This window comes from Aliikangiella sp. G2MR2-5, from assembly GCF_015687155.1.
Classification (GTDB): Bacteria; Pseudomonadota; Gammaproteobacteria; order Enterobacterales; family Kangiellaceae; genus Aliikangiella.
This window is the reverse complement of record NZ_JADPQF010000002.1, coordinates 232,040-244,461: the sequence shown is the minus strand read 5'-3', so window position 1 is coordinate 244,461 and position 12,422 is coordinate 232,040. Positions and strand designations below refer to the sequence as shown.

The following is a 12,422-nucleotide window of genomic DNA, read 5'->3' as shown; positions in this document are numbered from 1 at the left end:
TGGTGTCGCCATTTGTACTTTTGTTACTGGTATTTATAGATTGGAAAAAGGATCAGTTATGGTAGATTCGCAACTAAAAGAAGAGGTTTCATTCTCTAGAGAAAGCCTCGACGTATACGGTGATGCACATCCCAAAGCTTTATTAAAGAATATTCAGGAAGAAGGAGACTATCTTAAGCTACTTGAGTCGCAGCACATAGTCTCCAGTGATCAATTTGAAAAAAATACCCTGTTGCAGTTATTTCGATTGGCGGCGAAATACGAGAGTAATCCAGAAAGGTATTCGACACCTTTAAAGGGAAAAATTTTAATCAGTGCTTTTTATGAGCCCAGCACCAGAACTCGACTTTCTTTTGAAAGTGCCTGGCATCGTTTGGGCGGAGATATTATGTCGATCACCGACCGGGCAACGACAGGAATTGCTAAAGGAGAATCTCTCGCTGATGTTGCTGAAATGTTTAACAATTATGGCGACTGTGTAGTTTTAAGAGATTCAAGCGAGTCATCTGTTCAGGAAATGATGGGTAGCTTGCGGATTCCAATTATCAACGCGGGAAATGGAATTGACGAGCATCCAACACAGGCATTAGCTGATCTCTACACAATTTTCAAATGGAAACCTGAGCTTTTAAAAAGTGAACTGGATGAGAGTGACAGGATCAGGGTTGGTATCGTAGGTGTACCAAACAAAATGAGAACCGTTCGAAGCTTGCTAAAACTATTTAGTTTTTTTCCTGAAATATTCGAAGAAGTTGTCATTATTCATGATGGCAGCAGTGATTCAATATTTGATGAACATCAGTTAGAGCAATTAGAGGATAGAGGATTGAACGTTCGAGTTTCTACTCAGTTTAATAGTTCTCTTCCTGAACTGGATGTGATCTATATTAACGCAATTGCATGGGTTGGAAATGATTATCAATCATTTGGAGAGAGCTTTATTCTCGATGCTAATTCACCGATTAAAGAAGATGCAATTATCTTGCATCCTTTAGCCCGAGGAGAAGAGTTAGCAACGGAACTGGATGAAACATCCCATAATTGGTATTTCGCTCAGGCGCGAGGCGCGGTTTTTTTGAGAATGGCATTGTTGACCTGTATGTGTCAGCGAATGGAAAGAGTGATGGATGTTATCTAGAGTCTGCGCGGTTTACTTGTAGGAATTTTTTATAAACGATTTAGTCTTTGGCTGAGTCTGTTGTATCTAAGAAACATATTTTATTGGAGTAGATTATGTGTGGAATTGCTGGTGTTTTTCACCAAGCAAACAATCAACCAATAGATTCGCAACTATTGGTCAATATGGCTGCGATTCAACATCACCGAGGTCCGGATGATTTCGGTTACGTCAATCCAGAAGGACTTGGCCTGGGTATGAGTCACGCCCGACTTTCAATTAACGATTTGAATAAAGAGCGAGGAAGGCAGCCGCATTGTAGTGAAAACAATAAATACTTTCTTGTTCACAATGGCGAGTTTTATGATTTTCAAAAGATTAGAGCTAGTCTTACTAGCCAGGGAGCTGAATTTAACACCAAAAGTGATTCTGAAATCATTTTACATCTTTATCCCCGCTACGGTATTGAAAAAACGATTGAACAGTTAAGAGGAGAGTTCGCTTTTGCACTCTTTGATAAGGACGAAGACTGTTTGTATTTAGTTCGAGATCGTTTTGGTATAAAGCCTCTCTATTGGACTCAAATGGATGAGGGGATTGTTTTTGGTTCCGAGTTAAAAGTTTTGTTTGCCCATCCAAAAGTTAAGAGAGAGATGAGCGCAGAAGGAACCTATCATCAACTTATCCAGGTCATGGTACCCGGAAGTACAGCATTTAAAGATATACATCAGGTTCCTCCAGGACACTTAATCAAAATTCAAAGAAAGAATGGACGTTTAACAGTTCATGAACAAAAATACTGGGATATTGATTTTCCTGTCGCCGGTGAATATGTTAATCATAAGGATGAAAACTACTATATCGACGGTTTAAGAGAAAGTTTACTTGAAGCTGTTGACCATCGTTTACAAGCGGATGTTCCGGTTGGTTGTTACTTATCGGGAGGAATTGATTCTTGCTCAATCCTGGGATTGTCTGCAGCCGTCAGGCAGGACCCGGTAAAGGCTTTTACTATTGGGTTTGATAGTAATGATTATGATGAGACTCCTATCGCCCGAGAAATGGCCGATAAAACCGGAGCCGATCAAGTTGTACTTTCTCTTTCTGCTGAGCAACTCTATCAAAATTTCGAAAGAACGATATGGCATACAGAGCGAACAATTTACAACACTCTGGCCGTTGCAAAATTATTAATGAGCGAAAAAGTTCGCGAGAACCACTATAAAGTTGTACTTACCGGGGAAGGTTCGGATGAACTTTTTGCTGGCTATCCCGCCTTCCGCCAAGATATGTTTTTATACGGTCTGGAGGATTTACCGGCAAGTTTGAAAAGCGAATATCAGGCAAGCTTACAAGCAAACAATGCCTTGTTTAAAGGCGCGATGCTTCCTCGGGAAGCTTATTCTTCACAAGCTATGAATAATGTCGTTGGCTTTACTCCAACGTGTCTGCAAAACTGGTTACATTGCCATGAGTCTGCGATGCAGCTTATTAATCCTCAATGGAGAGAGGAGTTAGTGAATTACGATGCAGGCGCGGCAATAGCTAATACATTTGATGAGAGTCAACTGGATGGACGTCATCCATTGGATAAAGCACAGTATGTGTGGATAAAAACGATGCTTGAAGGTCAGATCCTTACCTGGGGAGGCGACAGAGTTGACATGGCAAATTCAATGGAAGCTCGTCCTGCTTTTCTGGATCATCATCTTGCAAAATTTGCTACTCAGGTTCCACCGCAGATGCGCATAAAAGGTGCAACTGAAAAATATGTTCTAAGGGAAGCAATGAAAGGATTACTCCCTGAGTCACTGTATAAACGTCAGAAATTTGCCTTTATGGCCCCTCCTGCACATACTGATCAGAAAAAGTGGCAATCTATGATGACGCTAATTAATGAATTTGCCAATGAAGAAAAAGTAAAGGCTGCAGGGTTATTGGATTTTCAGGCGATTCAAAATATGTTAACCAGTCACGACGATCCTGCTATGCAGCGAGATGTAAAAGTTCAACTTGACGCTGTGATCAACCATGTTATCGGCGTTCAGTTAATGCATCATCATTTTATAGAGCAAGATATTCCGAAGCTGGCCGCGAAAAAAGCAAAACAGTTTGGTTGGCATGCTTAGTCAAGTGCTAAAAATTCAGAGGAGAAATCATTGAAAATCGATATCAAGCGAGTGGAGTCTGATTTATTCCAACTTTCCAAGTTTGGTTTTAATGAAGCAGACAAAGGCGTATATCGACAAGGTTTAACTGATGTTGATATGGAAGCTCGTCGCTGGTTATTGGAAAAGTTTAATCAAGTTGGAATGGAGTCTCATATTGATGGTGTAGGAAATGTGTGTGGACGGTTTGGTAACTCATCCAAGCCGGCAGTCATTATTGGATCTCATATAGACTCGGTACCTGCTGGTGGAATTTTTGATGGAACTCTTGGCGTTATTGCTGGCCTGGAGATTGTCAGGGTATTAAAAGAAAATAATATTGAACTTGAACATCCAATAGAAGTTATTGGCACTAGCGAGGAGGAAGGACGTTTTGGCGGCATGTTGGGAGCACAAGCATTGACAGGCCAGCTTACCATTGAATGGTTAGAGTCAGCTAAAGATCCTAATGGAGAAAGGTTGGTTGATGCGCTTAAAAAAGCAGGTCTAGAGCCTTATGAAGCGATGCATGCAAGGCGCGACCCTAAATCAATTAAAGCTTTTCTGGAATTGCACATCGAACAGGGACCAGTATTAGAGGCCGAGAACAAGCAAATTGGAATAGTTACCGGAATTTCAGGAGTCTATAAGTGGCTAGTCAAGCTTATCGGAAAAGCCGATCATGCAGGTACGGCACCCATGAATATGCGTAGCGATGCATTTATGGGAGTAGCAGATTTCGCTCATGAAATTTCTCGAATTATTGATGAAGAAGGAAGCGAGCTGTCGCGCCTGACAATTGGCAGTGTGGAACTTAAGCCTGGATATGCTCACACAATACCGGGAGAAGCTGACTTTACGCTGGTGGGACGAGATCTGGATCCCGGTACAATGGAGAATTTGGCGAATGCTTGCCGTAAAGTGTTATCTGCTATAGCTCGGAAACACCATCTGATGTTCGAGTACGAACAGATGAGCTGGCTCGAACCGAGGCACTTTTCCAGTGAGGTTTATACAGAGATAGAGTCGATAGCCAAAAACAAAAATTTAGACTATATGCTGATGCCCAGCGGGGCAGGGCATGATTGTCAGTTTTTTGCAGATATCGCTCCCACAGGCCTGATTTTTATTCCGAGTGTCGGTGGTATTAGTCATGCTCCGGATGAGTGGTCACATTGGGACGATGTTGAGTGCGGGTGTAACCTGCTATTGGATACTGTTTTAGAGTTAGCCAGGAGTTAGCCATCGGCTTTCTAAATTTGTATAAATCGATCAGGTAAATTTTCTAGTGTTGAAAGTGATTGGCTACGCTTTACTTTTACCATAAATTTTGAATTCTTTTCTGAACATCATTGATTACATTATAGTCAGCCTTTTTCTCTGCAACTTGAGTTAAAGAAGCAGGCCAATGAATGGCATTTAAATAGGCAGACACGCTTTGAGTTAAAAAACGACTTTTTCCGCCGTAGACATGCCTATCGCCATATTTGGTTTGTTCAGGTATCCAATATTTTAACGGTTGAATCAGATGGAGCTTTTGCTTAGCGCGAGTTATAGCCACATTAAGGAGTCTTCGCTCTTCTTCGATCGCTTTTTTATCGCCAGTAGCATATTCGTTGGGAAAATTTCCCTCTGCTACATTCATAATGAAAACGTTTTTCCATTCTTGTCCTTTAGCGCTATGTACGGTTGATAAGATAAGAAAGTCATCATCTTTATGTGGTTTGTCTGAAAGATCACCGCTCGCAACCGGAGGATCGAGTGTTAATTCGCTGATAAACCTTTCTCGACTCTGATATTGCTGACTTACTAACGCTAACTGGTTTATATCATTCTCCCGGATATACGCATCTTCATAATTTTCTTCTAGTAGCTCAATATAAAAGTTTTTTATTTGTTCCATTTGAGATGGCCAGGTGATATTTGGATCTTGAAATTTATCTAATAGCGAGACAAATTTTTGCCAATAGTCCTCGGCTGCAGGCGGTGGAGTATATTGAAATAAACTGGAGGAATTAAATTGAATTAACTCAAAATAGTCGAGTACTTTATTTGCAATGCCTGGTCCTATTCCTGGAAATAACTTGAGAACTCTAAAACCAGAAAGCCGATGTTTGGGATTATCGATCCAACGAATAATTGATAGCAGGTCTTTTACATGAGCTGCTTCAAGAAATTTTAGTCCGCCGTATTTTACAAATGGAATATCATGACGCATTAATTCAACTTCCAGGCGATCACTATGATGACTACTGCGAAATAAAATTGCCTGTTGACGCAATTCAACACCATTCTCGCGCTCGAGCAAAATTTTCTCTACTATATATCTAGCCTGATGAATATCATCTTCAACGGTAATCAATAAAGGCCTTTCTCCTCCTAACTTTGTACTAGTTAAACATTTTTTATATCCAATGCTACTTTCCTTAAGTAATTGATTTGCGAGGTCTAGAATCGGCTGTGTCGAACGATAATTTTGTTTTAGCGTAATTACTTTTGCAGGAGAGTTAAACTGAGACGGAAAATTTAATATGTTTTCTATTTCTGCACTTCGAAATTTATAGATTGACTGAGCATCATCACCAACCACTGTAACACCGTGACCATTAGGAAACAGTCGAGTAATTATTCCTGATTGTAAAATATTGGTATCCTGATATTCGTCGATTAATAGATGATCAAATTGACTAGCAACCATTTGTGCAATTTTTGAATCCTCAAGTAGATGAAACCAGTACAGTAATAAATCATCATAATCTAGCAGCGACTGCTGAAATTTTTTTTCAGTGTATTCGGAGAAAAGGCTACTTAACTCTTCTTTCCAATCCGTGCACCAGGGAAATTCTTCTTTTAATATTTTCTCCAGTTCTCCTTGTGAATTCACACAGCGAGAGTATATGTTTATGCAGGTTGCTTTTTTAGGGAATCTCTTGCTGAGTGAAGAAAAACCTAAATCATAACGAAGCACATCGATTAAATCCTCTGCATCACTTCGATCAATAATTGTAAAGTTAGATTCGATACCGATTGCTTTGGCATAAAATCTTAGTAGACGATTGGCAATAGAGTGAAAGGTGCCCATCCAGGGGATATGAAGCGAATTTATTTTTTTGTTCTTCTCTTTTAGTTGCTTGGCAACTATTTGTCTGGTTCTTTCTACCAGTTCTTTTGCCGCGCGCCTTGAAAAAGTCATTAGAAGAATTCTTTCTGGGTCGACTCCAGATACAATCAAATGTGCTGCTCTATGAGCCAAGGTATTGGTTTTTCCTGTACCAGCTCCGGCGATAATTAATAAAGGAGGAGATTCAAATTTGTTTTTTGAGTTGAACTCTCCAAATTGGACTGCCTTTTTTTGTTCTGAATTAAGTTGGATATTACAGAGTATTTCTAAATAGCCAAAGAATAATTATTTGATTTGAGCGGTTGCTTCACTGACTTTGCTAGTTGAGCTACTGTGGATTTTGGCTTATTTACAATCTGATCAACTTTGGGCTTGTGTGTAGTAAGTCTGTTTGTCTTGAGATTCATGTCTATTGGGCGTTTTTCAGGCGAAGATGAAAAACGTTTTAATTGACGGTGTGCCAGCGAAAAATCATTTTTAACAACTTCCGTCGAAATACGAGAAAGCGGATCTATAATATTACGGTTTCCTGCTCTAGTGATTGAGCCTATAGTGAATAAAAACTGCCAGCAGCTATCTGCTTTTAGCTTCTCTTGACTGAGCAAATTATGAGCATTCGAAATATGTTCATGGTCAGGAGTTCTTTTTGACTCCGTGGAAGAAGAGTCGACTGAGCTTTCTTTATAGTCACTTTCGTACTGCCTTCTAAGTAAACTACGAACTCGTAACGACTGAATTCTCAGATCCATACTAAGATGTAAGGGGAGCGGTACTACTCGAGTAGCTTTTCCATTGCTTTCTCGCACTGTTATCAGGCCCTTTTTTAAATCAAGATCGCCTATTCGCAAGTTAACCACTTCCTGAAGTAGTAACTCACTTTCATACGCGAGCTTCACTATCAATTGAGTAGTTCCTTTCATCAATTTGATTACTTCACTGGTTTCTTTTGAGCTGATTCGAGAAAAAAATTCGCGGCGTGGGGTACGCCGCGCAAAGTGGAGATTCCCAAATTCAACCTTCAGGAAATTTTTAAAGCAAAACCTTATTGTTTTCTCTGCAATACGCTGCTGAGGAAGACTCATCCCTTGGTCATGGGCGAGATGAGAAAGAAAACATTCCAGGATTTTGCTGTTTATCTTTTCAGGTTTACAAGTTGGATGAAATTGAAACAGGCGTAGTGTCCAGAGTAAGCAAAGGCGCTTTTGCTCTTCTGAAAGCAAATTCGTAAGCTCTATCTTATCTATCAGTTGTTGTTGATAACAAGAAATCGCTTCTGTTTTATCTACACTAAATAATTCAATTTGGCTCTGGCAAGACTGCTCATTATTAACCAGGCTAATAGTAAGCTGATCATTTAACGGCTGATTGTCCATTGCCCATCCTTAAGTTGTTACTGTAGAACAAATACTATACCTATTAGTACTATTTAGGCAAGTAGTATTTGCGTGAAAGGACAAACTTTGCGCTTAAATATCTTCTTTAGAGTGTCTGGTTCTTAGTTAACTAACTGACAAAAAAGAATTATTTTTTCTTTAGAGATTTAATGGAAGTTACCAGTATTTGGGTGTTATCTGTGACGAGCCAGTGTATATCCAGAGAATAAAGTTGTACCGCATATTCTTTTTCGTCCTTTTTATTTTTGCGGTAGGCGGGCCTGGGATCCTGTGCGAGCACTTCGTCGATTAACTCCATCAGGAAAGGATGCTCTGATTTGCTCTGTTCACAAAAGGATTGAGCCTGGGCGCTAAATTTCACTGTCATCAATGCTGGAGGTTTATCATTTGCGAACCCTGCTGATGCACCACTAAGGCTGTCTGCATAGGGAATATAAGGTTTGATATCAAGCACTGGTGTTCCATCAAGAAGATCAATTCCCCCGAGTTTGAGTAAAAGCTGATTTTTAGTCTGCTCGATTTTTAATAGTTTAACTACCGATAACCCTATTGGATTCGGTCTGAAAGTAGAACGGGTTGCAAAAACACCAACCTTTTTGTTCCCTCCTAATCGGGGGGGGCGAACCCTGGGAGACCATCCTTGTTCGAGTGTTTGATGGAAGACAAAGCTTATCCACAGGTGGCTAAAGTCTTCCAATCCTGCAAGCATTTCAATCTGGTCAAAGGGTGGGCTAAAAACAAGCTCTCCAATTGCATGAGGTGCTAGCCCTGGCTGCCTGGGAATAGCAAACTTCTGTTTAAAAGGGCTTTTAATTATGCCAATGGGCTCAAAAGTAAATTGACTCATTGATGGTAAGTGTCAGGGTTATGGAAAAGTATAATCGAAATGAGAGTTTACACTAATTTCTATGCATCGAAAGCTTGAAAAGCTTTGTCAGGTATGACTCAGCTATTTCGCGATATTCTTTATGGAGAGAGATATGATATTTAGTTTTAAGATATTCGTTTTTTTAAAATGTTTATCGCTTCTCATTTCGCTTATTTATTATTTAATGTGTTATTAAATTGATTTTCCCTTGCACTCGCCTCCAATAATCCATAAATTGACAATATCTTAAAATGAGATACGTAGAATTAAAAAATAAACTTACCAGCGGAAGTAGTATGAGCAGTATTTTTAATTTTGAGAAGTTTGCGCAAAATCTGGGGAATGTCTGTCATAGCTACTGCTATCAGTGCCAATGTAAAACAACCTGGAAGTTTGGAAAGCTAACGGAATGGGCAAGGTTGTTCCGAATCAAAACTCTGCCACTAAAAAAGGAATATTTTATTTTTTGCGAGCCGTGCGGAGATGATCACGAGCTGGATACAATGGAATTCAAGAAAGTGGAGAAAATAGTTAAATCATTAGGCTCCATAGATGATACCCACCTAAAAGAGAGTATCTTTAAGCGTATTCATCAAAAGCAGCAGAAATTTGTTAAGACTTTTTACATTGATAAAGCCTAGTTCAATATTCGATAGATATTTGCTGCACTAGCTTCGGTCATTTTATACTGAAGTTATACTTTCATCATGTCCACATCAAATTATGAATAAGGAATTCAGAGACTCGTTGCTGAGAAGCTTTGACGAGCCACCAAGCAGAATCAAAACTGATTGTGTAAAGTGGGACAAAAGACTCCACAAGTTTGGTCGAGAGGATATCATCCCCCTGTGGGTTGCCGACATGGATTTTGCAGCTCCAGCAGCAGTTAGGGAAGCTCTCCAGCATCGCCTTTCTCATGGAATATACGGATATACTTTTCGAACGCGCGGTTATATAGAGTCGGTTGTTAACTGGCTCAGCCGTCGTTACCAATGGAAGGTTTCGGTAAGAGACTTGATTTTTTATCCTCCCGGAACTGTTGCCGCGGTAAATATGCTGGTGAACCTGCTTACTCAGCCCGAAGATGAAGTCATCGTACAGGTTCCATCTTATCCTCCCTTGATGAACATCGTCAGAAATAATAATCGACGTCTGATCGAAAACCCGCTTGTCCTGACCGATAATGGCTACAAAATGGATCTTGAGCTATTGGAGAGTCAAGTCAGCGATAAAACCAAATTACTGATCCTGTGCAGTCCACATAATCCAACAGGAAGAGTTTGGTCGAAAGAAACCTTAGCTGAGCTTGCCAGGATATGCTTGAGACATAACATAAAGGTCGTAAGCGACGAAATCCATGCGGACCTGACCAGGCCAGGGATAAAACATTGTCACTTTAATGCTTTGCCGCAATCTGAGAGGCCTTCGTCAGTTACCATCATTTCTACTTGTAAGTCTTTCAATCTTGCCGGACTTCCTCAATCAACCCTGATTTGTGATGACCAAAATTTAAGGAAAAAGATACAGCAGCAAGTCGACAACTCACAGGTTAATCTTGACAGTCTATTTGTTGCTATTGCTACCGAAGCGGCCTATTCACAAGGAGAGGAGTGGTTAGATTGCTTACGTGAATATTTATATGAAAATCGAACTTATCTTGAATCATTTCTGAAAGATAATATTCCGAAAATAAGATTGTTGCCCGCGCAAGGCACTTATCTGGCATGGCTGGACTGTCGTGCGCTCGGACTGCCTAATGCTCAGTTACAGGATATTTTTATCCATCAGGCTAAAGTCGGACTTTATGATGGATTAGACTTTGGCCGTGGAGGAGAAGGATTTTTCAGATTAAACTTTGCTTGTTCAAGAAGCTTACTAGATAAAGCGCTCAATCAGATTAAAACGGCTATAGATAAATTATAACCCTCCAGATCCATTAGATTCCGGAGGGAATTATTTGTTCTGTATTGGCGGTGTATTCCCTCTTAACAAGCCAAGCTGGACGTTAAATTGATTTTGGTTGATGAAACGGAGTGACAACTGAAGAGCCATCGGTAGCGAAGTTTGCTTCTTGATGTTTTTGACTCATTACCTCGCGAACGATATCCTCCTGGCCGACTTCAACATCCACCATAATCAGAAAGTAGCCCTGTTCTAGCTTGTCGTGGAACCGCCGGATTTTGTAGTTTTCCGTCTGAATTCCGATGAAGCCGCCAAGCCACCCTCCGAGAAACACGCTAAACAGCATAACAAAGCCGACTGCTGCGCCGCTAATTGTGTCACCGAAGACGGGGACTATTGAAAGTACCCAGGCAAGGAGGGCTCCTGTCCCTAACCCAAAAATAATCCCTCGCTCCAGGCTATGAATGATATCTGATTTATGAAACCAGTTTGCTGAATGAATATGGCGGCGATAAAGCCCGCTTTCTCTTTGCTTGCTAAGCACATGAAAGTTCCAGTCTACTACTCCGGCCTTATGTAGGTCATCGGCAATGCTCTCAGTACTTTCCATAGTATCGGTTAAATAATAAAGTCGTTTCATTATGAGCCTCCCTATTAATAAATCCGATGGATTAATTTATATTGAACCCTACTTTAAAAGATAGCTATTTCCTTGGGATAGAACCATAAAGCCTGCCCTTATATAGCAGATTAGCTTGAGATGAGTCGCGAATATTCGCTCAGGGTATTACTGAAAGTTTATCTTCACCTTTTTGGAAGCTGAATAAGGATTGTTTTTTATTGTGTGCAATATTAAAATGGTTGGCTGGTTTGGAACCTACTAGCTACTTATTGACCTTATGCTCACATTTATTGATCAAAATACAATTGAAAAAGTGTGCCAGTTTGACACTTTAATTCCGGCTCTCAAGCGGGCATTTGCCTCTGCCACTATCAACGTTCCTATGCGTCATCATCATGATTTTCCGAACCCCGTAGAGGGTGAAGAGTCAACTTTGTTGCTAATGCCGGCGTGGGATCCAGGTAAAGATCTTGGCGTAAAAATGGTAACCGTTTCACCTAATAACGGAAGATATAACCTTCCTTCCATTCAAGGGATTTATCTGTTATTCGATGCCCACAAAGGGGGATGTCGGGCCTTGCTCGATGCCAAGTCGTTGACCGCTTTGCGTACTGCCGCTACCTCAGCGCTTGCATCGTCACTGCTATCGCGCCCTGATAGTCGAACATTGTTGATGATTGGGACTGGCGCACTCTCGTCCAAATTGATAAAGGCTCATGCGACCGTCAGACCCATCAACCGGGTTCTCATTTGGGGCCGTGACAAGCAAAAAGCCTTGAACCTCAGGCAACAATTAAGTACGGAGGACTTAGAGATTGAAGTCGTGGACACCATTGAGCAGGGGGTTGCCCGGGCTGATATATTAAGTTGCGCCACGTTAAGCAAGTTGCCATTGATTAAAGGAAAATGGTTGCGACAAGGTCAACATCTGGATATGGTCGGCGCTTATCGCCCCGACATGCGTGAAGCGGACGATGATTGTCTAAAAAGGAGTGAAATTTTTGTCGATCATTACGCTGGGGCTACCAAGGAGACAGGTGATATTGTAATCCCTATGAGTGAGGGGGTTATTGATAAAACAGATCTTAAAGCTGAATTGTTTGAGCTGTGTGCCGGGACCAAAACAGGGAGAGGTTCAGCCGCGGAAATCACCTTTTTCAAATCTGTCGGTCATGCGCTGGAAGATCTGGTTGCGGCAACTTTGGTCGCCGATAAAGTTTTGTAGTGTGTTTGAATATTCGTTTGAAAAAA

10 protein-coding genes are annotated in these 12,422 nt (G+C 40.8%); 6 read left to right on the top strand and 4 right to left on the bottom strand.

From position 1 onward, the window contains the following. The first annotated feature begins 58 nt into the window (after positions 1–58). The 3 genes from IYN84_RS08460 to IYN84_RS08450 all read left to right on the top strand — a co-directional run bounded on the left by IYN84_RS08460 (position 59) and on the right by IYN84_RS08450 (position 4,506). The gene (locus IYN84_RS08460; RefSeq protein WP_196138776.1) at positions 59–1,138 is read left to right on the top strand and encodes an aspartate carbamoyltransferase; all 1,080 of its coding nucleotides are present in this window, start codon (positions 59–61) and stop codon (positions 1,136–1,138) included. A gap of 95 nt (positions 1,139–1,233) precedes the next feature. Continuing rightward, positions 1,234–3,246 (top strand): asparagine synthase (glutamine-hydrolyzing), encoded by a 2,013-nt coding sequence (gene asnB, locus IYN84_RS08455; protein WP_196138775.1) that lies wholly within the window; start codon positions 1,234–1,236, stop codon positions 3,244–3,246. A 30-nt stretch (positions 3,247–3,276) separates the two neighbouring features. After that, positions 3,277–4,506, top strand: coding sequence for a Zn-dependent hydrolase (locus IYN84_RS08450; protein WP_196138774.1), 1,230 nt, complete (start codon positions 3,277–3,279; stop codon positions 4,504–4,506). 76 nt (positions 4,507–4,582) lie between these two features. Here IYN84_RS08450 and IYN84_RS08445 read toward each other — a convergent pair whose 3' ends face one another. From IYN84_RS08445 to tsaA, 3 genes are all read right to left on the bottom strand, one after another. After that, complete coding sequence (locus tag IYN84_RS08445) at positions 4,583–6,637, bottom strand: ATP-dependent helicase (RefSeq protein WP_371734850.1); 2,055 nt, start codon at positions 6,635–6,637, stop codon at positions 4,583–4,585. A gap of 14 nt (positions 6,638–6,651) precedes the next feature. Beyond that, entirely contained in the window at positions 6,652–7,758 is a 1,107-nt protein-coding gene (locus IYN84_RS08440) for a tyrosine-type recombinase/integrase (RefSeq protein ID WP_196138772.1), read from the bottom strand. A 148-nt stretch (positions 7,759–7,906) separates the two neighbouring features. Then, complete coding sequence (tsaA, locus tag IYN84_RS08435) at positions 7,907–8,626, bottom strand: tRNA (N6-threonylcarbamoyladenosine(37)-N6)-methyltransferase TrmO (RefSeq protein WP_196138771.1); 720 nt, start codon at positions 8,624–8,626, stop codon at positions 7,907–7,909. 317 nt (positions 8,627–8,943) lie between these two features. Between tsaA and IYN84_RS08430 the strand changes: the two genes are divergently transcribed. Together IYN84_RS08430 and IYN84_RS08425 are read left to right on the top strand one after the other, a co-directional pair. Next, entirely contained in the window at positions 8,944–9,288 is a 345-nt protein-coding gene (locus IYN84_RS08430; protein WP_196138770.1) for a hypothetical protein, read from the top strand. A gap of 82 nt (positions 9,289–9,370) precedes the next feature. Further along, on the top strand, positions 9,371–10,570 hold the full coding sequence (locus IYN84_RS08425) for a MalY/PatB family protein (RefSeq protein WP_196138769.1): 1,200 nt from the start codon (positions 9,371–9,373) through the stop codon (positions 10,568–10,570). Positions 10,571–10,652: 82 nt separating this feature from the next. Here the strand turns inward: IYN84_RS08425 and IYN84_RS08420 are convergent, their stop codons facing one another. Continuing rightward, positions 10,653–11,189 carry a hypothetical protein gene (locus IYN84_RS08420; RefSeq protein ID WP_196138768.1) on the bottom strand — a complete coding sequence of 179 codons (537 nt, stop codon included), beginning with the start codon at positions 11,187–11,189 and terminating at the stop codon, positions 10,653–10,655. 259 nt (positions 11,190–11,448) lie between these two features. Here IYN84_RS08420 and IYN84_RS08415 point away from each other — a divergent pair, with 259 nt between their 5' ends. Then, entirely contained in the window at positions 11,449–12,396 is a 948-nt protein-coding gene (locus IYN84_RS08415) for an ornithine cyclodeaminase family protein (protein WP_196138767.1), read from the top strand. Positions 12,397–12,422: the final 26 nt, after the last annotated feature.